The organism is Vibrio scophthalmi LMG 19158 (genome assembly GCF_000222585.1).
Lineage (GTDB): Bacteria > Pseudomonadota > Gammaproteobacteria > Enterobacterales > Vibrionaceae > Vibrio > Vibrio scophthalmi.
On record NZ_AFWE01000050.1, the window covers coordinates 20849 to 43739 of the forward strand.

Here is a 22891-nt window from a genome sequence, read left to right on the forward strand (position 1 = left end):
TTCGGCAATCAGTGCCGAATTTAGTTAAATTCGAGTTCTACTTGGTCAGGTCCAAGCAGCTGTTTTAAATCATCAAGTAGCGTGTCGCTTGGCGTTACGCGCCACTCAGTACCCAACGTTAAGCGCGCTCTAGCATCTGAACGTTGGTAGTATACATGGACAGGAATCGTTCCTGCACGATAAGGCTCTAAGATGGTATTAAAGCGCTCAAAAAATTGGTTATCGATTTGCGCTTCGCTAATCGAAACAGAAAGGCCACGTGCATATTTTTCACGGGCACTGCCAAGATCCATGACCTCGCGCGCGGTCATTTTAAGACCCCCGTTGAAATCATCAAAGCTGACCTGTCCGGAAACGACTAAAATTTTATCGCTTTCAAGTAATTCTGCATATCGTTCTAGCGCATCTGAGAACAACATCACTTCCATTCGGCCACTGCGATCATCGAGTGTCATCAAGCCAATACGATTTCCTCGCTTGGTGGTCATCACTCGCGCGGCAATCACCAAGCCCGCAATCGTAACCGATTGATCGCGACGAGTCGGTGTTGCATCATTAAGTCGACAGCTAGTGTACTTGCCCAGTTCCTTGATGTAGGCATTAATTGGGTGACCGGTCAAATAAAGACCGAGTGTATCACGCTCACCTTCCAGCCATACTTTTTCAGGCCACGGCGGCACTTTAGTATATTTATGCTCAACTTCTTCAGGGGCTTCGGTGAGAACGCCAAACAGATCCGTCTGACCAAAAGACTCAGCTTGATGATGTTGACTCGCGGCCTTCACCGCATCATTTAATGAGGCCATCAAAGCGGCACGGTGTGGGCCTAATCGGTCCAATGCACCAGCATAGATCAATTTTTCTATCACGCGTTTATTGACCTTTTTCAAATCAATACGAGCGCAAAAATCAAACAAATCCTTAAAGTGGCCATCTTGGTTACGCGACGCTAATATCGCTTCAATTGGACCTTCACCAACCCCTTTGATTGCACCGATACCGTAAACAATCGCGCCGTCTTCATCAACATTAAAGCGGTACAAACCGGAGTTAATGTCTGGCGGTAACACTTTCAGCTTCATGCGCAAGCATTCATCGACCAAGCCAACCACTTTTTCGGTGTTGTCCATATCGGCCGTCATTACAGCCGCCATAAATTCAGCTGGGTAATGGGTTTTTAACCATAATGTTTGGTAAGAAACCAGTGCGTAAGCGGCTGAGTGCGATTTGTTAAAACCGTAACCTGCGAACTTTTCTACTAAGTCGAAGATTTTCATCGCCAATTCGCCATCAACGCCGTTGGCTACCGCGCCTTCTTCGAAGGTAGCACGCTGCTTGGCCATCTCTTCCGGTTTTTTCTTACCCATCGCACGACGAAGCATGTCCGCGCCACCAAGGGTATAACCAGATAAGACCTGTGCGATCTGCATGACCTGTTCTTGATAAAGAATGATGCCGTACGTCGGCTCTAGGATCTCTTTTAGTGACTCATGTTGCCACTTTTCATCCGGGTAAGAGACCGCTTCTCGGCCATGCTTACGGTCGATAAAGTTATCTACCATGCCCGACTGTAGTGGGCCCGGACGGAATAGAGCCACCAATGCGATGATATCTTCAAAACAGTCTGGTTGCAGCCGCTTGATCAGCTCTTTCATACCACGAGATTCAAGCTGGAATACCGCCGTGGTTTCTGAGTTTTGCAGCAACCGGAACGAGGCTTCATCAACCAATGGGATAGACTCGATACGTACCGGGGCTTTCCCTTCACGTTCTAGCCTTGGGTTAATCAGACGCAGTGCCCAGTCAATGATGGTCAGCGTACGCAGGCCCAAGAAGTCGAATTTTACCAGGCCTGCGGTTTCAACATCATTCTTATCAAATTGAGTAACAGGGAAGTGTCCTTCCGCATCGGCATAGATAGGCGCAAAATCGGTAATCGTGGTTGGCGAGATAACCACACCACCCGCATGTTTACCTGCGTTTCGTGTACAACCTTCCAGAATACGGCACTTATCAATCAGCTCTTTGACTTCTTCATCCGCAGCGTACAGCTCTGGTAATGCAGGCTCTGCGGCAAAGGCTTTTTCGAGTGTCATACCCGGATCTGGCGGCACAAGCTTAGAGATGCGGTCAACAAAACCAAATGGATGGCCTAAAACACGGCCAACATCGCGAATAACCGCTTTGGCCGCCATGGTACCAAAGGTGATGATCTGTGATACCGCATCACGTCCATACATTTCGGCTACGTGGTCAATCACTTGGTCACGCTTATCCATACAGAAATCGACGTCGAAATCGGGCATCGATACACGTTCTGGGTTTAGAAAACGTTCGAACAGCAGATCGTATTCAAGTGGATCCAAATCCGTGATCTTCAGCGCGTATGCCACCAACGAGCCGGCACCTGAACCACGACCCGGACCAACAGGAATCTCATTGTCTTTTGACCACTGGATAAACTCCATTACGATCAAGAAGTAACCAGGGAATCCCATCTGGTTGATTACGTCGAGTTCAATCTGCAGACGCTCATCATATTCTGGGCGACGAGCCAAACGGACTGCTTCATCAGGAAAGAGGAATTCTAAACGCTCTTCTAAGCCTTCACGAGACTTCATCACAAGAAAGTCTGTTTCTTCCATCCCTTCAGTTGGGAAAGCGGGTAGGAAGTACTCCCACAGCCTTACTGTCACATTACAACGCTTAGCAATCTCAACACTGTTCTCGAGTGCTTCAGGGATGTCCGCGAATAGCTCGCACATCTCTTCTTCACTACGTAGGTATTGCTGAGAGCTGTAATTCTTAGGACGACGAGGGTCCTCAAGGGTATAACCATCGTGGATAGCCACGCGGATTTCGTGCGCATCAAACAAATCTTCACGCAAGAACACCACTTCATTGGTGGCGACAACAGGTAAGTCAGCGCGCTCGGCCAACTCTAACGCAAAGTGAAGGTAGCTCTCTTCATCGGCACGACCCGTACGTGTCAATTCAAGGTAAAAGCGATCGGCAAAGTATTGCTGATAAAAACCCACGCACTGATTCACCAATGCTTGGTTGCCTTTTAATAGCGCTTTACCAATCTCGCCACTTTTACCGCCAGAGAGAATGATCAGCCCTTCAGCTAATTCCACTAACCACTCTCTATCGATAACGGGCTGGTGTTGAACGTGCCCACGCAAGTACGCTTTCGAGATCAACAGAGTTAAGTTTTTATAACCAGTATTATCGCTCGCAATAACGGTTAATTTAGTCAGTTCATCACCAAATTCCGGTGACTGCATGACAAAATCAGCACCAATGATGGGTTTGATACCACAGCCGTGCGCCGCACCATAAAACTTCACCAAACCACATAAGTTGGTAAAATCGGTTAATGCCATTGCAGGCATACCCATCTCGGCGACTTTCTTCACCAGCGGAGGCACTTTTGATAGGCCATCGATCATGGAGTAGTCACTGTGGACTCGAAGATGGATAAACTTTGGTTCTGACATTAATACTTTCCGGTGTTGACGCTTTATTCTTGGCTGTGGTTATTCTACGTGATTGTTACTCTATTCCGAGCGCTTTTTTCACTGGTTTGAAGCTTTTACGGTGTTGTTCAATCACGCCATGTTGCTCAATGGCATCAAAATGCGCTTTGGTTGGGTAGCCTTTGTGCTTGGCAAAACCAAACTGTGGATATTGTTTATCCAACTCTTCCATTTCTTGGTCACGTACCACTTTGGCCAAAATTGATGCTGCACTGATCTCTGCTACACGCAAATCACCTTTAACCACCGCAATCGCATCCATTGACAATGCAGGGCAGCGGTTACCATCAATCAGCGCTAGATCTGGTTGCACCGATAAACCCGCAATGGCACGCTGCATAGCCACCATGGTTGCTTGCAAAATATTCAGTTGGTCAATCTCTTCAGGAGAGCATCGACCAATTGCCCATGCTAATGCTTTTTCTTTGATTTCAGGCAGTAGCGCTAAGCGTTTTTTCTCACTCAATTTCTTTGAATCGTTGAGGCCTTCAATCGGATTGTTAGGATCAAGAATAACAGCGGCGGTCACGACATCCCCCACCAAAGGGCCACGCCCCACCTCATCCACACCAGCGATAAGCTGGTAGCCTTGTGGGTATTCAAATGGAGGCAATTCTTTTTTTTCTTTGCTTTTTACTGTTGTCATGCTTGTTTGCTCTTTCCAATTAAACTCAGTACCGCGTTGGCCGCTTGCGTATCGGCATCCTTACGAATCCAATGGTGCATCTCGGTAAACTTTTCTACCATATCGTCACCGTGTTGCCCTAACAATTGCAGCACTTCTTGGCTCAAATTCTCCGGGGTACAATCTTGCTGAAGAAACTCTTTGACTAACGCTTGATCGGCCAAAATATTCGGTAAAGAAACATATTTCGTTTTCAACATACGACGCGCCAAAAAGGCAGTAAACGCATTCACTTTATAGCCTACAACCATTGGTCGCTTAATCAGCATACATTCTAGAGCAACGGTGCCTGAAGCCAACATCACCGCATCAGCTGCTGTGATCACATTCTTAGCGGTATCATCGACCAATACAAACTCAAGCTCTGGAGCGTATTCTCGCCAAGCCGCTTCAAACTGTTCACGACGCTTCTGATTGACCAATGCAACGACAAAGCCTAAATCTGGCTGCTGAGCGTGTAAGCGTTTACAAGCTTGAATAAAAGGTTCAGCCAACATATTCAATTCGCTACCACGACTTCCCGGCAATACCGCTAGCCACGATTTATCTTGTGCAAGACCAAGGAGTTCTCGGGCGGGAGCTTTATCCGACTTGAGAGGAATCGCATCAGCTAAGGTATGACCAATAAACTCACAAGGCACATTAAACTTATCGTAAAACGCTTTTTCAAATGGGAGAAAAGCCAAAACCAAATTCGTGGCTTTTGCGATACCGAAAATACGCTTTTGACGCCAAGCCCAAACAGAAGGGCTGACATAGTGAACCGTTTTGATGCCTGCATTTTTTAGATCAAGTTCAAGGCGAAGATTAAAATCAGGCGCATCAATGCCAATAAACACATCGGGTGGATTTTGAGTGAAGTACTTTACCAGTTCTGCTTTTACTTTCAGCAAACGCGGCAAACGGCCTAAAACTTCGACCAGACCCATCACGGAAAGCTCTTCCATATCAAACAATGATTGGCAGCCCTGCTGCATCATCTTAGGTCCGCCAATGCCAACAAACTCAGCATCTGGGTAACGCAACTTAATCGCTTTAATAAAGCCTTCCCCCAGCGTATCCCCTGAGAGTTCACCCGCAACGATACCGATTCGTAGTGGCCTTTCCATCTTTTTATCCTCTTACCTTAAAACGCAAAAAGATCGCAGTTTGGTGCTGCGATCTTTTTTCACTCAACCACTCTGAGACTTAGCGGATAATACCACGTTCTGTTGATTCGATAATCTTCAGCATTGGTTCCACCGCAGGCCACTCTTGGGCCATTTCAGCTAAAATTGGTTTTACTTCTTCCATTGTTTTACCGGAACGGTAAATCTCTTTGTACGCTTTCTGTAGTGCGCGAATTTCCGGCTTTTCAAAACCGTTGCGCTTCAAACCGACTAGGTTTAGACCAAATGGAGAAGCATGGTTACCTTGCGCCAATACGTACGGCAATACGTCTTGTACCACCGCAGAACAACCACCAATATAAGCGTATGCGCCAATGGTGCAGAATGGGTGAATAGCTGATAGAGCCATAACGCCAGCGTAATCGCCTACCGTTACATGACCACCTAAGATCGCATTGTTACCAATGTGAGTATGATTGCCAACAATGACATCGTGCGCTACGTGAGCGTTAACACACAGTAAGTTATCGTCGCCAATAACCGTGGTGGCTTTATCTTGCGTTGTACCACGGTGGATCTGTACCGCCTCACGAATCACGTTACGGTCACCGATCACTACAGTGGTATCTTCACCACCATATTTCTTGTCTTGGTTCTCTTCACCAATCACTGCGTGAGGAAAAATACGGTTCTCTTTACCAATTTTGGTGTGGCCTTTGATCACCACATGAGACATTACTTCAGTACCTTCACCAATTTCGACGTTAGCCGTAATGTAAGTGAAAGGTCCAACTGTAACGTTAGCACCGATTTTTGCACCTTCTTCAACAACCGCTGATGGGTGAATTTGAGCGCTTTCATGAATCATATTAAAACTCTCGACGTGCACATTTTAGATCTGCAGAACACACGACGTCACCGTCTACTTTCGCAGCACATTTGAACGCAGCAATACCACGACGCTCTTTAACAAATTCCACTTCAATCACAAGCTGATCACCAGGCGTTACTGGCTTGCGGAATTTCGCGTTATCAACGCTGGCAAAATAGTAAAGCTCATTACCCGATGGCGCACCAAACGATTTAAACGCAAGTAGACCTGTTGCTTGAGCCATTGCTTCAAGAATTAATACACCAGGAAATACTGGAAGCTGAGGGAAATGACCGGTAAATTGCGGTTCGTTAACAGAGACATTTTTGATCGCTGTCAGATACTTTTCTTCTTGGAAGTCGATAACACGATCAATCAATAAAAATGGGTAGCGATGCGGCAACAGTTGCTGAATCTCAGTGATGTCCATCGTTTTCTTCTCAGTAGTCAAAGTCATATTCCTAAATATTTTGCATGCTAAATGTGGTTTCTGCTTAACATTATACCCAACTAAAGCTGTGATGCTAAGCCACATCCTATGTTGTTAAGTATATAGCGAAAAAAGACCCGCAGTTGCGAGCCTTCTAATTACCCAAAACGAGTTAAGAATCCGCGTTTTCTTCTAGCTGTTTTTCAACCGCTTTCAGGCGCTTATTCATCTCATCAATTCGATGGACTCGGGTGGCCGTTCTGCGCCACTCTTTATTGGTTTGCAGTGGAATACCTGAAGAGTACATACCTTTCTCTTCAATACTGCGCATCACCATACCCATACCGGTAATCGTAACACCATCAGCAATTTCAATATGGCCGTTAAGGACACTGGCGCCACCGATGATGCAGTATTTACCAATTTTTGTGCTTCCCGCGACAACCGTAGCTCCAGCCATCGCTGTGCCATAGCCAATTTCAACGTTGTGCGCGATTTGCATCTGGTTATCAATGATCACGTTATCCGCAATGATGGTATCGTCCAGTGCGCCACGGTCAATCGTGGTACAAGCGCCAATCTCAACTCGATTGCCAATTCGCACGGTGCCAAGCTGAGGAATTTTAATCCACTCCCCTTTTTCATTGGCATAACCAAAACCATCACTACCGATGACCGTATTCGCTTGCACTAGGCAATCTGAACCGATCTCAACGTTATGATAGACACTGACATTAGACCATAGCTGAGTGTTATTGCCGATATTTGCATTCTTACCAACAAAGCACCCCGCACCAATAACAACGTTATCGCCCAGCGTCACGCCTTCTTCAATCACAGCATTGGCTCCGATTGCAACATTCTCGCCAAGAGAAGCGGTAGGATCGATAACCGCCGACGGTGCAATGGCTGACGCCGCTTTTGGTGTTACATCGAGAGCTTGCGCCACTTTAGCAAAAGCGACGTAAGGGTCTGCTACGATAAGCGCATTACCTGAACAAAGATCGCGCTGGGCTTCTTTCACCATAACAACCGTCGCTTGACACTCAGCTAAGTGTTTTGCGTACTTAGGATTAGACAGAAACGTCACATGACCTTGCTGTGCTTTATCCATTGGTGCAACCATGGTCACTGTCGCAGCAGCGTCACCATGGAGCTCTCCCCCTGTAATGGTTGCCAATTCGGCTAATGTTAATGTCTTCATAAAATCTTATTTTAGTGCTTTAATTACTTTTTCAGAGATGTTGTACTCTGGCTTAGCGAAACGAACCGCTTGTGCATCGATAATCATATCGTAGCCTTCTTTCGCTGCGATTTTATCTACTGCATCTTGAATCACTTTGAATAATTTTTGTGTTTCTTGCGCTTCACGCTGCTTTGATGATTGCTCAAGCGCTTGGCCTTTGATCTTGTATTTGCTATCCAGCTGACCGATTTCGATACGTAGTTTTTCGATTTCATCTTGGCCTAGCAGCTCACCATCACGCTTAAGCTTTTCAATTTTAGTCTTCGCTTCCGCTTGAATTGCTTTTAGCTCATCAGCTTTATCCTTAAACTCTTCTTGCATCTTCTGCAATACAACTTCACGTTGCGGCAGCGCTTGAAAAACTTGTGCTGTATTGATATAGCCAATCTTCTGAGCGGCTTCTGCTGCATTAGCAAAAAGAGAAGAGGTCATTACTACAAGGCCAAGACCAGCCGCTTTCATCATTTTATTCACTAGATTTTCCTTAAATTAGAAGGTTCTGCCGATTGTGAAAGTGAAGAACTCTTCGTCATCACCTTCATAAATTTCAATAGGTTTCGCTACTGAGAAGACCAATGGTCCCATTGGTGACATCCATTGCAGAGCGACACCGTAAGAGGCGCGGTAATTGCCTGGATCTGAGTAATCATAATACTTATCATCACCAATATCGCCACGATAAACAAATTCTGTATCCCATACGCTCGCAGCGTCAACAAAAGCACTAGTACGAACTTGGCTACGCACTTCTTCCGACGCAAATGGGGTTGGGAAAATCAGCTCTAAGCTTGCTAAGGCCACAGCATTACCACCAACCGAATCATCTGTAGTGGTCACACAGCCATTGTTACCGCAACTACCTGAGTTATTGGTATAAACGGCTTTAGGACCTGCGCTATTGGAGCCAAAACCACGTAGCGTGGTAAAACCACCCGCGTAGTAGTTTTCATAGAACGGGAATAGGTTCTCGTTACCATCGGTTTCACCATAGCCATTACCGTAGCCAAGACGGCCGCGCATTAGCAAGGTAAATTCATGTTTCTTGGTTAAAGGCACATACTGACGCACATCATATTGCAGCTTAAAGTACTGAGCATCAGAGCTTGGAATTGTCATTTTACCAAACGCACGTTGATAGTTACCCGCCGTCGGGAAGTAACCACGGTTCAAGTTATTGCGCGTCCAAGACAAGTTAATATCGAAATCATTGGTGATGATATCACCATCGGCTTGACCAATACTTTGCGCAAATAGTTGAGCTTGATCATACGTTGGCACATTACCAATCTTGTTATGGGTATAACCAATACCAAAATCGATACGGTTAAGTTCATCAACCGGGAAACCCCAAGTTAAGCTGGTACCGTAACTTTCATTGGTATAGTCAACAATACCGGCTTCTTCCGCTTCAAAAGTGTTATAGAAAATCTTACCACCAAGGCTAACACCATCAAGGTTCCAATATGGGTCGCGATATTCTAAGGTTAAGTTCTTCTGATAATCATTCATCATCGCATTAATGCCAACACGATTACCACTACCGGCAAAGTTATCTTGCTGTAAGCCCACTTGGAAGCTCACACCAGACTCCGTGCCATAACCAACACCAAAATTGACGCTGCCTGAGTTTGCTTCTTTTACGCTGTAGACTAGATCAACCTGATCTTCACTACCCGGTACACGAACGGTTTGTACATCAACAGTTTCAAAAAAGCCGAGACGATTCAAACGTGCTTTACTGGTCTCAAGTGCTTTGCCATTGAGCCAACTGCCTTCCATCTGACGCATTTCACGACGCAACACTTCATCTTTAGTGGCATTGTTACCCACAAAACGAATGTCACGTACATAAATACGCTTGCCCGGTTCAACATTGACGATCAAAGAGACTTGCTTAGTCTCTTCATTAAATTCAGGAATGGTACGTACTTGTGGATAAGCGTAACCCGCTTCACCCAGTACCTTTTTCACACCACCTTCTAACCCCGTGACCTGAGATGCGTTATAGACTTCACCGGCTTCAAAAGGAACCAAAGCTTCAAAATCGGCTTCTTTGCCAATCAGTTCACCACGGAATTTAACATCTTCGACACTGTACTGGTCGCCTTCATCGATATTAAGGGTGATATAAACCCCTTTCTTATCCGGTGAAATGGCAACTTGCGTCGACGTCACTTGAAACTTTAAGTAACCGCGATCGAGGTAGTACGAGCGTAGAGCCTCGATATCGCCCGCCAAAACTTGCTTCTGATATTTATCATCTGAAAGGAAGTTCCACCATGAGACATTTTCATTGAGGTTAAAGCGACCACGCAGATCTTCATCGCTAAACACTTGGTTACCGATAAAGTTAATTTGTTTAATTTTTGCCGAAACACCTTCCGTGAAGACAAACTTCAAATCGGTTCGATTACGCGGCAAAGGCGTCACAACTGCTTTAACACTGGCATTATATTTACCAACGCTGTAATAAAAATCTTCAAGACCTTTTTCAACGTTTGATAGCGTAGTGCGATCTAACGCCTCACCAACACGAATACCGGATGCATCAAGGTTTTGCTGTAGCTGCTCATCTTTAATCGCGCTGTTGCCAGAGAAAGAAACCGTTGAAATAGTCGGGCGCTCGATCACTTGCACGACCAGAACATCACCATCACGTGAAACTTTGACATCTTCAAAGTTGCCGGTTGAATAAAGTGCGCGAATAATACCAGCAACATCTTGATTACTGACTGTATCACCAATACGAATCGGCATTTTCAGCAGTGCAGCACCCAAAGCTACACGCTGCAAGCCATCAACTTGGATATCTTGCACAACAAAATTTTCAGCGCCGTTCGCAGATACGCTCGTTGCTAGCAAAGTCGCCAACAGAATTTTTTTCATCGCCATACTTGTTTTAGTTATTCCTTACTACAACCTGCATCTACTTTATAAACGCGCAAAGTCGTTAAAAATTGCGACCGCCATAAGTGTAAATATGATCGCGCCCCCCAGACGATAGCCCATTTCCTGTACCTTTTCTGGTACTGGGCGTCGAATTACCGCCTCGATTGCGAAAAACAATAGATGTCCACCATCGAGCATCGGCAGTGGAACTAAATTTATAATGCCTAAATTGACACTGATTAACGCTAAGAAACCTAAAAAATACACCAAGCCATAATCAGCAGTGGCTCCGGCTCCTTTTGCTATCGAAATCGGCCCACTGAGGTTATTTAACCCCACGTCACCAACAATCAACTTCTTGAGCATGCTAATGGTCAAGTCAATCACTTGACCGGTTTTATCAATCGCCTTGCCGATAGATTCAAATACACCAAATTGCAGATCGAATCGATAGTTTTGCGGCCATTCTGCGACTTCAGGTGCGATTCCAGCAAAACCAATCCGCTCACCGTCTTTTAACTCTCGACTATCAGGGACAATCGTCAATGCAATTAACTCTCCCTGGCGCAGCACAGTCAGCTCAAGCGCCTGATTGGCATTCGAGCGAATCGCGTCAACCACCTGCTGCCAATTGGCAATCTGTTCACCATTTAGCGCGGTTAAGGTATCACCAACCTTCAGTCCTGCAACCGCTCCGGCACCATCAGGAGAGATCGTTTGCAATTTCAGTGATATCTCAGGTGTATAAGGTTTAAATCCCAGGGATGACATTGCCGATTCTTTTTCTGGATCAAACTGCCATTGCGAAATATCTAACGTCAATTGCTGCTCTAATCCGAGTTCATTGGCTGGCGCAACCGTCAAGGTTAGGCGTTCATCACCAATATGAGAAACCAACCCCATATTAACTGATTCCCAATCCGCGGTTTTGACGCCTGAAATCGTCTTTAGTTCCATTCCTAATTCTAAACCGCCTTGTGCAGCGATTGAATAAGGGGTCACTTGACCGATCACAGGCTTAACAGCTGGTACGCCAATAAGAAAAACCAGCCAATAGGCAAAAATAGCAAAGAGGAAATTAAACACCGGTCCTGCGGCAACAATCGCGGTGCGCTTCCATAGTGGTTTTAAATCAAAAGCAAATGACTTGGTGTCTTCAGTAAGTTCATCAACACGGCCATCGAGCATTTTTACGTAACCACCCAAAGGAATCATCGCAATGGTGTATTCCGTGCCATCTTTACCGATCTTATTCCAAATCGACTTACCAAAACCGATCGAAAAGCGTTCAACCTTTACGCCGCAACGACGTGCAACCCAAAAGTGACCAAACTCGTGCACTGTGACCAAAATGCCTAAGGCGACAATGAACGAGGCAAAGTTCCATAATATTCCGCTCATGCTTGATGCCTACCAATAAATTCCATCGCGAGTGCTCGCGCCATTCTATCGACCTCAAGAATGCTTTCCAAGCTATCGCAACTCAGTTGTGCATTCATCGCACATATTTTTGAGGTTACCCAGCTATTGACTGCTGCAATGTCAGTAAAGGGTAATTTTCGATTTAAAAACGCTTCAACTGCGATTTCATTCGCAGCATTTAGAGCGGTTGTCGCGTGTTGACCTTCGTAGCAAGCATCGATCGCGAGTTTTAAACATGGATAACGATTGTAGTCAGGTGCTAGAAAAGTGAGCTCACCGATTTGAGTGAAATCCAAGGGCTTAACACCCGCTTGAATACGCTCAGGATAAGATAAGGTTAAAGCAATCGGTGTGGCCATATCCGGTTCGCCTAATTGGGCAAGCGTTGAACCGTCACGATATTGCACCATCGAGTGAATGACAGATTGTGGATGGATAACGACTTTAAGTTGTTCACGACTGGCATTAAACAACCACTTAGCTTCAATGTACTCTAAGCCCTTGTTCATCATGGTTGCTGAATCGACTGATATTTTTGGCCCCATCGACCAGTTTGGATGAGCAATAGCTTGCTCTGGAGTAACATTTTTCAGTTCTGCTAGGTCGCTGTAACGAAATGGACCACCTGAGCCAGTCAGCAAGATGTTATGAATCCCATAATGATCCAAATCGCAATGACCTAGATTCGTTTGCACTTCATGAGGTAAGCATTGGAATATAGCATTGTGTTCACTATCAACGGGCAATAACTCGGCGCCACTCTCTTTAACCGCATCAACAAAAAGCTGGCCAGACATAACCAAGGCTTCTTTATTGGCTAGCAGCACTCGCTTACCCGCTTTGACTGCCGCCATCGTCGGCATCAAGCCCGCAGCGCCAACAATCGCAGCCATCACGGTGTCGATCTCGTCAAAAGAAGAAACCAAACACATCGCCTCCACTCCGGATAACACTTCCGTCTTAACATTGGTGGTTTGTAGCGTATTTCTCAACTCATTCGCCGCTCGCTCAGTTGCCATGACAGCATAACGAGGTTGCCACTTAAGACAAAGTTGAGCCATTTTCTCAACATTTTGTCCTGCAGCTAGCGCGACAATACGAAATTGATCAGGGTTGTTTTCGATAACTTTCAAAGTGCTAGCGCCAATAGAGCCAGTAGCACCTAGGATTGTTAATTTACGCATTACGAGAACCAGTCATTGATAGTGCGGCCATGGGCCGCACCATACTTAAAATGAGAAATACAGAAGAGCAAAAACAGGAAATGCAGCCGTCAAGCTATCGATACGATCTAACACACCGCCGTGGCCAGGAATAATATTACTGCTGTCTTTAATGCCTGACACACGTTTGAACATGCTTTCAACCAGATCGCCTAGCACGGAAATAACCACCGTGACTAACGTGATCAGCACAAAAGCACTAGTACTGCTAAATTCGATATCAAACCATTGCGCAGTGCCCCAACCGACCAACAAAGCCGTTAAGATACCGCCAACTAAACCCTCAATGGTTTTATTTGGGCTGACATGAGGTGCCATCTTGCGTTTTCCCATGCTCTTACCAGCAAAGTACGCACCACTATCTGCAGCCCACACAATGAAACAGACATACAGTACCAGTTTAGCACCATGATATGGTTCAACCGTGATTCCCTGCGCACGCAGTATAACTATGCTCCACAAAAAAGGCAGCAAGGTTAAAAGGCCAAACAGATGACGCAATAACTTAGAGTTTTGCCAGCTGGCAGCAGAACGAGGGTAAGTAATCGCTAAAACACTAGAAATAATCCACCAGGCACTGCCAATAGCTAGCAATGTATAGTGAGCACTAGTGAGAGAATTAAGAGAGAAGGCATCGGAAGGGATAAATACAAAGCTAGCAATCGTCACCGCAATACTTGGTATTAAAGCAAGTACGCGAGATTTTGCATCAACAAATTGTGTCCATTCCCAAAAACCGATCAAGGTCACCATTGCGATCAGTGCTATAAAAAGGGGTAAAGAAAGCTTAAAAATCGCAAGGATAACTAATGGAGCAAGAATAAGCGCGGTTATAATTCTTTGTTTCAAACTCTAGTCCTTAGTTGCATTCCATTAATGCTTTAACTTGTTCGCCAGTACAACCAAAACGGCGTTCACGGTCAACAAACCAAGACACCGCCTCAATCAAACTGTCTTCATTAAATTCAGGCCAATAAATCGGAGTAAAGTACATCTCCGCATAAGCCAATTGCCAAAGCATGAAATTACTAATTCGACACTCACCACTGGTGCGAATTAAGAGATCCACTTCGGGTAAATCTGACATAGTAAGATGCGCAGTCATGACATCATCGTCAATCGCATCAATACTCATCTCCCCTGCCTGCACTTTCGCCGCAATTGATTTCGTCGCTTCCAGAATATCCCATTTACCACCATAGTTGGCTGCGATATTAATCACCATGCCATCATTACTCGCAGTAAGCGCTTCCGCCTGAGCGATTTTTTTCTGTAAGCGTTCGCTAAAGCGCGCAGTATCACCAATAACACGTAAGCGTAGATTATTTTTATGCAGTTTTTTCACCTCTGTGGACAACACAGTGATAAACAACTCCATTAGCACACCGACTTCTTCTTCTGGACGACGCCAATTTTCACTACTAAAAGCAAATAAAGTCACCGCTTTAATACCAAGGCGCGCGGCAGTAGAGATCGTTTTACGAACTGCTGTTACACCATTTTTATGGCCAAAAATACGCGGTTTTCCTTGAGCTTTCGCCCAGCGACCATTGCCATCCATAATGACAGCGATATGTTTAGGGAGTAAATCAGGTGAGAGTTGTGTGTTATGCATAGAGCTTATTGGATTGCGGGCAGGTGACAGAGGGTAGCATAAAAGAGCGCTATGCGGCGAGCACAGCGCTTTTTTTTGATGAATGTTTGAGAATTAAACTTCCATCAACTCTTTTTCTTTAGCAGCAAGTACTTCATCAACGTTTTTAACCGCGATGTCAGTTAACTTCTGGATCTCATCTTGACCTTTGTGGTCTTCATCTTCTGAGATTTCTTTCTCTTTAAGTAGCGCTTTAAGATCGCCATTTGCGTCACGACGAATGTTGCGAACAGCAACACGTGCGCCTTCTGCTTCACCACGTACGATCTTAACAAGATCCTTACGACGTTCTTCTGTTAGCGCTGGAAGTGGAACACGGATAATCGTGCCCGCAGACATTGGGTTTAGACCAAGATCAGACATCATGATTGCTTTCTCAACTTTTTGAGTAAGCTCACGGTCAAATACAGTAATAGCTAGAGTACGTGCATCTTCTGCAACAACGTTTGCTACTTGGTTTAGAGGTGTTGGCGCGCCGTAGTACTCAACAGAGATACCAGATAGCAAGCTTGGGTGAGCGCGGCCAGTACGGATTTTAGAAAGGTTGTTCTTTAGTGCTTCAACACTTTTTTCCATGCGCTCTTGCGCGTCTTTTTTGATTTCGTTAATCACGGTTTCACCTTAATGATTCTTCTTTCTCAAAGAGAGTCTAACAGGGCTGAGTAAAGTTTAGTGCTAGTTGCTTTGCAAATAGCACTTTAAACTCTTCAAGTGAACTAAATTAAGCGTTTTCGCTAATTAGCGTACCTTCAGCTTCACCCATAACCACGCGACGTAGTGCGCCTGGCTTGTTCATGTTGAATACGCGGATTGGCATTTTGTGGTCGCGAGCAAGAGTAAATGCTGCTAAATCCATCACTTTAAGTTCTTTGTCAAGAATCTCTGCGTAAGACAATTTATCATACAGCTCTGCGTCTGGGTTTGCTACTGGGTCAGAAGTAAATACGCCATCAACCTTAGTTGCTTTTAGAACCACGTCAGCTTCGATTTCGATACCACGTAGACATGCAGCTGAGTCTGTCGTGAAGAACGGGTTACCAGTACCTGCAGAGAAGATCACTACGCGGCCTTGACGCAATTCACGAATCGCATCCGCCCAGTTGTAATCGTCACAAACGCCTTTAAGTGGGATTGCTGACATAACGCGAGCATTTACGTATGCACGATGCAGTGCATCACGTAGCGCCAAACCATTCATTACCGTTGCTAGCATGCCCATATGGTCACCAACAACACGGTTCATACCTGCTTCAGCAAGGCCCGCACCACGGAATAAGTTGCCACCGCCGATAACGACACCCACTTGAACACCCAGTTCAACTAACTCTTTTACTTCTTGAGCCATGCGGTCAAGAATCGTAGGATCAATACCAAAACCTTCGTTGCCTTGAAGTGCTTCGCCACTTAGTTTTAACAGAATACGTTGATATGCTGGTTTAGGGTTCGTTGTCATGGAGTTTACCTTCCAAAGGGAGTTATCAATTAACAGTCATGATTTAAAACTCAGAATCAAAAATTCCAAATCATCACGGTTCGTTGTTATCTCTTATTCGTAAAAAGACCGCAGCCATGGCTACGGTCTCAGAATTTTCGGGTAACTAAGGATTAACCTTTTTGTACCGCTGCTACTTCATCAGCAAAGCTCATTTCTGCAGCTTTCTCAATGCCTTCACCAACTTCTAGACGTACGAAGTTAGTTACAGAAGCGCCTTTTTCTTTCAGCATTTCGCCTACAGTTTTCTTAGGCTCCATGATGAATGCTTGACCAGTTAGAGAGATTTCGCCAGTGAATTTCTTCATACGGCCAACAACCATCTTCTCAGCGATCTCTTGAGGCTTGCCTTCGTTCATAGCGATTTCAACTTGAACTTCTTGCTCTTTAGCCACTACGTCTGCTGGTACGTCTTCTGGGTTTACGAACTCAGGACGAGAAGCAGCTACGTGCATTGCAACGTGCTTAAGAGTTTCAGCTTCGCCTTCACCAGCTACAACTACACCGATTTTCTCACCGTGACGGTAAGAAGCGATAGATGCGCCTTCAACGTATGCTACGCGACGGATGTTGATGTTTTCGCCGATTTTAGCAACTAGTGCTACACGTGCGTCTTCAAACTTAGCTTGTAGCTCTTCAACAGTAGCTTTAGAAGCTAGAGCTTCTGCTGCTACTTCTTGAGCGAATGCGTTGAAGCTAGCGTCTTTCGCAACGAAGTCAGTTTGGCAGTTAACTTCAAGAAGAGCAGCTACGCCGTTTGCTTCTTGAATGATGATTGCGCCTTCAGCAGCAACGTTACCAGCTTTTTTAGCTGCTTTCGCTGCGCCAGATTTACGCATGTTTTCAATTGCTAGTTCGATGTCAGCGTTTGCTTCTACAAGCGCTTTTTTACATTCCATCATGCCAGCGCCAGTGCGCTCGCGAAGTTCTTTAACTAGAGCAGCAGTTACAGTTGCCATTCTCTATTCCTCGTTGATTCGAAATAAGGTAAAAAACAGGGGCCTACATTGTCGGCCCCTGCTGATAACTATAACTTAGTCTGCGCAAGAAATGCACAAACCAAGTATGGCTCGGAGCCGATATTATTCAGCTTCTACGAAACCGTCTTTTTCAGCAACAACTGCAACGTCTTTGTTACGGCCTTCGTTTACAGAAGTCGCAACAGCGTCTAGGTACAGTTTAACAGCGCGGATTGCGTCGTCGTTACCTGGGATGATGTAGTCAACGCCGTCTGGGTTAGAGTTAGTATCTACCACAGCGTAAACTGGAATACCTAGGTTGTTAGCTTCTTTAATCGCAATGTGTTCGTGATCAGCATCGATAACGAAAAGCGCGTCAGGTAGACCGCCCATGTTTTTGATACCACCAAGAGATTTCTCTAGCTTCTCCATTTCGCGAGTACGCATTAGAGCTTCTTTCTTAGTTAGTTTATCAAAAGTACCGTCTTGAGCTTGAGCTTCTAGCTCTTTAAGACGTTTGATAGACTGACGAACAGTTTTGTAGTTTGTTAGCATACCGCCTAACCAGCGGTTGTTAACGTAGTACTGGTTGCTTGCGATTGCAGCTTCTTTAACAGCTTCAGATGCAGCGCGTTTAGTACCTACGAATAGAACTTTACCTTTCTTCTCGCCAACTTTAGCTAGTTCAGCTAGAGCTTCGTTGAACATTGGTACAGTTTTTTCTAGGTTGATGATGTGAACGCGGTTACGAGCACCAAAGATGAATGGCTTCATTTTTGGGTTCCAGTAACGAGTTTGGTGACCGAAGTGAACACCAGCTTTCAGCATATCGCGCATTGATACAGTTGCCATTTTAAAATCCTCTAATGGGGTTAGGCCTCCACATCCCCCATGAATCCGACCTCCAACATCTATTTGTTAAAGCACAAATAGTTTTACAGCTGAGGCACCCCGGAACATGTGTCGGAATGTGTGTGATTTAAAGATATAAGTTTATGGAACTCGTCAGCTTCGCTGCTAAAGTCACCCTCAACAAAGAGAACGGACGATGTTTCCGGCGCGCTTTATACCATATTTCACTACGTTTTGGCTAGTAAAAATTCCTTTTACTGCAATTGCAGCCCTTCTCTTTAACAGCGGATTTGGGTTTCGCTAAATAACACAAATACACATTCTCAGTTGTTCCTGTTAAAATAGCGTAATCCGCACATTTTTGTGCCGTTGAGTAAGTAGAGAAAAGCCAATGTCAATCAAGATCAAAACGGCTGAAGAAGTCGAACGTATGCGCATCGCAGGTAGCCTAGCTGCCGATATTCTAGAAATGATCGAACCTCATATTAAAGCTGGGGTAAACACCGACACGTTGAACCAAATCTGTCACGATTATGCTCTAGAAAAAGGCGCATATTCTGCCCCACTTGACTACTATGGTTTCCCGAAATCAATCTGTACTTCTATTAACCACATCGTGTGTCACGGCATTCCTGCGACGCAAGATGAAATGGGTAGCAATGGCCAAATGAAGCCAGCTGTACTTAAAAATGGCGACATCATTAACGTCGACATCACTGTGATCATTCCTGACGATGAAAACGCCGATCTCAGCGTGCGTCCGGAAGGTTACCACGGCGATACGTCTAAAATGTTCTTCGTTGGTGATGCGTCACCTGAAGACAAGCGTCTATGTATGGTCACTCAAGAAGCACTGTATGTCGGCATGAAGCAAGTAAAACCAGGTGCAACGGTGGGTGACATCGGTACTGCGATTGAAAAGCACATCAAAACCAACAACAAAAATAACCCACGTAATAAGTTCTCTATCGTGAAAGATTTTTGTGGCCACGGCATCGGTAATGAATTCCATGAAGAACCACAAGTGGTCCATTACAAAAACAACGATCGCCGCGTACTAAAAGAAGGCATGTGCTTCACCATTGAACCGATGATCAATGCGGGTAAATTTGGCTGTACCGTCGACGCGCAAGACGATTGGACGGTATACACCGGTGACGGCAAAAAATCAGCTCAATACGAGCACACCATAATGGTGACCAAAGATGGCTGTGAAGTCTTCACTCTACGCAGTGATGAAAGCATCCCTCGTTTGATGAAAAACGCATAATATCTTCCCTATCCCCGCTTTTGCGGGGATATTTTTTTGTCTTACCGAATTTGATAAAGTGCAATCAACAACTCAGCACGGAAGCCACTATGCCTTTTCAATCCCCGCTCACATTCAGTGACGAGCAAATTAATATTAGCGAGCTGAAAGCTCAATTAGAGCAGTTTGCTGACTATCAACGAAAAGAGTTCCTTAACCACCATCCAGTCAATGATCTAGTACTCGGTCGCGCCGAATATACCGATTTACTGCTCAACCGTTTGTGGCAACATTTTGGTTTTGCTCGCTTACCCAATATCAGTTTGGTGGCCGTGGGCGGTTATGGCCGAGGAGAACTTCACCCTCTTTCCGATATCGACATGCTGATCGTGTCGAAAAAAAACTTACCTGAGCATTTAGCCAGCAAGGTAAGTGAATTTATTACTTTGCTGTGGGACTTACGCCTAGAGATCGGTCACGCTGTCCGTACCATTGAGCAATGCGCTGAAATCGGTCGCGCCGATCTTACCGTCGCGACCAATCTACAAGAATCCCGCTTACTGTGTGGTTGTGAAGATACTTTCCACCAGCTGAAAATGGTGATTCACTCAGAATCATTCTGGCCAAGCGAAACCTTCTACAAAGCCAAAGTTCAAGAACAAAAAAACCGTCATGCACGCTATCACGACACCACCTACAACCTTGAACCTGATATCAAGTCAACGCCTGGTGGTCTGCGAGATATCCATACTCTAAGCTGGGTTGCTAGACGCCACTTTGGCGCAACCTCCCTGCTCGAGATGAGCCGTTACGGCTTTCTAACCGATGCGGAATATCGTGAACTGGTCGAGTGTCAGGATTTTTTATGGCGAGTGCGCTTTGCGCTGCATATCGAACTACGTCGTTACGATAATCGCCTCACCTTTGCTCATCAGGCCCAAGTTGCCGAAAACCTCGGCTTTGTTGGCGAAGGCAATCGCGGCGTGGAAATGATGATGAAAGAGTTTTACCGCACACTACGCCGTGTGGCTGAACTTAATAAAATGCTGCTCAAACTGTTTGATCAAGCGATCCTAAATAACGGCACAGAAAGTCCACCGCAAATCATCACCGACGATTTCCAACGGCGCGGTAACTTAATCGAAGCTCGTAAACCTGCGCTGTTTCAAGCTCGCCCAGAAACCATCTTGGACATGTTTTTGCTCATCGCCAATGACTCAACTATTGAAGGCGTTGCACCGCCAACACTGCGCCAGCTACGAACGGCTCGTCGTCGCCTCAACAAATTTCTCCATACCATACCTGCGGCTCGAGAAAAGTTTTTGGAACTATGTCGCCACCCCAACGCGCTGCATAAAGCATTTAGCTTGATGCACAAATTAGGTGTATTAGCCGCCTATTTACCGCAGTGGAGCCAAATTGTTGGTCAAATGCAGTTTGACCTATTCCACGTATACACCGTGGATGAACACAGCATGCGCTTGCTCAAACATATCAATACTTTTAGTTATGCAAAAAACCACGGCAAACACCCTATTTGCTGCGAGGTATATCCGCGCATCCAAAAGAAAGAACTGCTGATCATTGCCGCTATTTTCCACGATATCGGTAAAGGACGTGGCGGAGACCACTCAGTGATTGGCGCCAAAGAAGCGTATGATTTCTGTATGGAACATGGCCTCTCAACGCCAGAAGCCAACTTAGTCTCTTGGCTAGTACGTCATCACTTACTGATGTCAGTTACCGCTCAACGTCGTGATATTTACGATCCAGAAGTGATCACCGAATTTGCCAAGCTAGTACGAGATGAAGAGTATCTCGAATACCTAGTCTGCCTAACCGTTGCCGACATCTGTGCGACTAACCCCGAGTTGTGGAACAGCTGGAAGCGCACCTTACTGGCGGAGCTCTTCTATTCCTCTCAACGAGCTCTGCGACGCGGCTTAGAAAACCCCGTTGATGTGCGCGAGCGTATCCGCCACAACCAACAAATGGCCTCAGCCGTGCTGCGTAAAGAGGGCTTTACCGCCAGAGAAATTGAAGTGTTATGGCAACGCTTTAAAGCCGATTACTTCCTGCGTCATACGCATAAACAAATTGCGTGGCATTGTAGCCACCTACTGCGCCACGATGATCCAAGCAAACCATTGGTGTTGATCAGCGAAAAAGCCACACGCGGTGGCACCGAAGTCTTTGTTTACCATAAAGACCAGCACGCGCTGTTTGCCACCGTGGTAGCAGAACTGGACAGGCGTAACTTCAACGTTCATGACGCGCAGGTCATGACCAGCAAAGACGGTTATGTACTCGATACTTTTATGGTATTAGACCAGCATGGTGATGCGATTGAAGTTGGCCGCCATAAGGCCGTCATTAAGCATTTAACTCACGTACTACAAGATGGCCGACCAACTAAGATCCGCACCCGACGCACGCCACGTAACTTGCAGCACTTTAAGGTAAAAACCAAAGTGGATTTTTTACCAAGTAAAAGTAAAAAACGCACCACGTTGGAGTTTGTCGCATTAGACACCCCTGGTTTATTGGCCACTGTTGGGGCAACATTTGCCGACCTCAATATTAATCTCCACGCTGCAAAAATCACCACGATTGGGGAGCGAGCCGAAGATTTGTTTATCATTACTGGCACTGAAGGCGGCAAGCTTAGTGAACAAGAAAAGAGCCTATTGCGCGAGGCTTTATGCGCTAACGTTGAGGAACTCGCACCAAACTGATCTCGACCACAAGTTGATAAAATAGCCAGTAAGGCGGCTACCTCCAATCAGTATAGGCTGCTACATTAAATGGGTGAATACTCGACATCATTCTCGAAGTCATTGAAGAGTAAGCCACTTTCACCCTATTTTATGAGGTAGCCTATGTTTGCAAATCTTATCGGTTTAGGCATTCAAGATCCGCAGCAGATTGAACGTTATTCTTTGCGTCAAGAAGCCCATAAAGACGTGTTAAAAATCTATTTCCGTAAACAAAAGGGCGAATTGTTCGCCAAAAGCGTTAAATTCAAATACCCACGCCAGATCAAAAACGTTTTAGTTGATAGTGGTAGCCATAAATACAAAGAAGTTACCGAAATCAACCGCAACCTCACCTTGGTCATTGATGAGCTAAACAAGATCACCAAGCCGGTAAAATTGGCAGAGGTGGATGTAAAACAGAAAATCTTATCTGATTTACGCCATTTGGAAAAAGTCGTGTCGAGTAAGATCGCAGAGATAGAAGCGGATCTAGAAAAGTTGAAGTGAGAAGCGAG

At 45.4% G+C, this 22891-nt stretch carries 19 protein-coding genes; 3 read left to right on the forward strand and 16 right to left on the reverse strand.

All coding sequences use genetic code 11. From position 1 onward, the window contains the following. Positions 1-20 precede the first annotated feature (20 nt). The 16 genes from dnaE to rpsB form a co-directional block, all read right to left on the reverse strand. The gene (dnaE, locus tag RH88_RS02945) at positions 21-3500 is read right to left on the reverse strand and encodes a DNA polymerase III subunit alpha (RefSeq protein ID WP_005593360.1); all 3480 of its coding nucleotides are present in this window, start codon (positions 3498-3500) and stop codon (positions 21-23) included. Positions 3501-3555: 55 nt separating this feature from the next. Next, positions 3556-4185, reverse strand: coding sequence for a ribonuclease HII (gene rnhB, locus RH88_RS02950; protein ID WP_005593361.1), 630 nt, complete (start codon positions 4183-4185; stop codon positions 3556-3558). Further along, entirely contained in the window at positions 4182-5333 is a 1152-nt protein-coding gene (gene lpxB / locus RH88_RS02955) for a lipid-A-disaccharide synthase (protein ID WP_005593362.1), read from the reverse strand. The genes rnhB and lpxB overlap by 4 nt, the downstream gene beginning before the upstream one ends. Positions 5334-5412: 79 nt before the next feature. After that, a complete protein-coding gene (gene lpxA, locus RH88_RS02960) occupies positions 5413-6201 on the reverse strand; it encodes an acyl-ACP--UDP-N-acetylglucosamine O-acyltransferase (protein ID WP_005593363.1) in 789 nt (262 codons plus the stop codon). Position 6202: 1 nt separating this feature from the next. Beyond that, positions 6203-6655, reverse strand: coding sequence for a 3-hydroxyacyl-ACP dehydratase FabZ (gene fabZ, locus RH88_RS02965; RefSeq protein WP_065545989.1), 453 nt, complete (start codon positions 6653-6655; stop codon positions 6203-6205). A 151-nt stretch (positions 6656-6806) separates the two neighbouring features. Beyond that, positions 6807-7838, reverse strand: coding sequence for a UDP-3-O-(3-hydroxymyristoyl)glucosamine N-acyltransferase (gene lpxD / locus RH88_RS02970; RefSeq protein ID WP_005593365.1), 1032 nt, complete (start codon positions 7836-7838; stop codon positions 6807-6809). 6 nt (positions 7839-7844) lie between these two features. Further along, a complete protein-coding gene (locus RH88_RS02975; RefSeq protein WP_174269635.1) occupies positions 7845-8345 on the reverse strand; it encodes an OmpH/Skp family outer membrane protein in 501 nt (166 codons plus the stop codon). 24 nt (positions 8346-8369) lie between these two features. Next, complete coding sequence (bamA, locus tag RH88_RS02980) at positions 8370-10772, reverse strand: outer membrane protein assembly factor BamA (protein WP_005593367.1); 2403 nt, start codon at positions 10770-10772, stop codon at positions 8370-8372. A 39-nt stretch (positions 10773-10811) separates the two neighbouring features. After that, positions 10812-12170 carry a sigma E protease regulator RseP gene (gene rseP / locus RH88_RS02985; protein ID WP_005593368.1) on the reverse strand — a complete coding sequence of 453 codons (1359 nt, stop codon included), beginning with the start codon at positions 12168-12170 and terminating at the stop codon, positions 10812-10814. Next, on the reverse strand, positions 12167-13375 hold the full coding sequence (gene ispC / locus RH88_RS02990) for a 1-deoxy-D-xylulose-5-phosphate reductoisomerase (RefSeq protein ID WP_005593369.1): 1209 nt from the start codon (positions 13373-13375) through the stop codon (positions 12167-12169). The genes rseP and ispC overlap by 4 nt, the downstream gene beginning before the upstream one ends. A 45-nt stretch (positions 13376-13420) precedes the next feature. Continuing rightward, positions 13421-14263, reverse strand: a complete 843-nt coding sequence (locus tag RH88_RS02995; RefSeq protein ID WP_005593370.1) for a phosphatidate cytidylyltransferase — start codon at positions 14261-14263, stop codon at positions 13421-13423. A gap of 10 nt (positions 14264-14273) precedes the next feature. Continuing rightward, positions 14274-15029, reverse strand: coding sequence for a polyprenyl diphosphate synthase (gene uppS / locus RH88_RS03000; RefSeq protein ID WP_005593371.1), 756 nt, complete (start codon positions 15027-15029; stop codon positions 14274-14276). A gap of 93 nt (positions 15030-15122) precedes the next feature. After that, on the reverse strand, positions 15123-15680 hold the full coding sequence (frr, locus tag RH88_RS03005; protein WP_005593372.1) for a ribosome recycling factor: 558 nt from the start codon (positions 15678-15680) through the stop codon (positions 15123-15125). A 109-nt stretch (positions 15681-15789) separates the two neighbouring features. Then, complete coding sequence (gene pyrH, locus RH88_RS03010; protein WP_005593373.1) at positions 15790-16521, reverse strand: UMP kinase; 732 nt, start codon at positions 16519-16521, stop codon at positions 15790-15792. Between the two features lie 152 nt (positions 16522-16673). Then, on the reverse strand, positions 16674-17519 hold the full coding sequence (gene tsf / locus RH88_RS03015) for a translation elongation factor Ts (protein ID WP_005593374.1): 846 nt from the start codon (positions 17517-17519) through the stop codon (positions 16674-16676). Between the two features lie 123 nt (positions 17520-17642). After that, the gene (rpsB, locus tag RH88_RS03020; RefSeq protein WP_005593375.1) at positions 17643-18371 is read right to left on the reverse strand and encodes a 30S ribosomal protein S2; all 729 of its coding nucleotides are present in this window, start codon (positions 18369-18371) and stop codon (positions 17643-17645) included. Positions 18372-18762: 391 nt separating this feature from the next. Between rpsB and map the strand changes: the two genes are divergently transcribed. The 3 genes from map (at position 18763) to RH88_RS03035 (ending at position 22883) form a co-directional block, all read left to right on the forward strand. Then, positions 18763-19641, forward strand: a complete 879-nt coding sequence (gene map / locus RH88_RS03025; protein ID WP_005593376.1) for a type I methionyl aminopeptidase — start codon at positions 18763-18765, stop codon at positions 19639-19641. Between the two features lie 53 nt (positions 19642-19694). Next, a complete protein-coding gene (glnD, locus tag RH88_RS03030; protein ID WP_277422377.1) occupies positions 19695-22355 on the forward strand; it encodes a bifunctional uridylyltransferase/uridylyl-removing protein GlnD in 2661 nt (886 codons plus the stop codon). Between the two features lie 144 nt (positions 22356-22499). Next, positions 22500-22883 (forward strand): DUF3461 family protein, encoded by a 384-nt coding sequence (locus tag RH88_RS03035; RefSeq protein WP_005593378.1) that lies wholly within the window; start codon positions 22500-22502, stop codon positions 22881-22883. Positions 22884-22891: the final 8 nt, after the last annotated feature.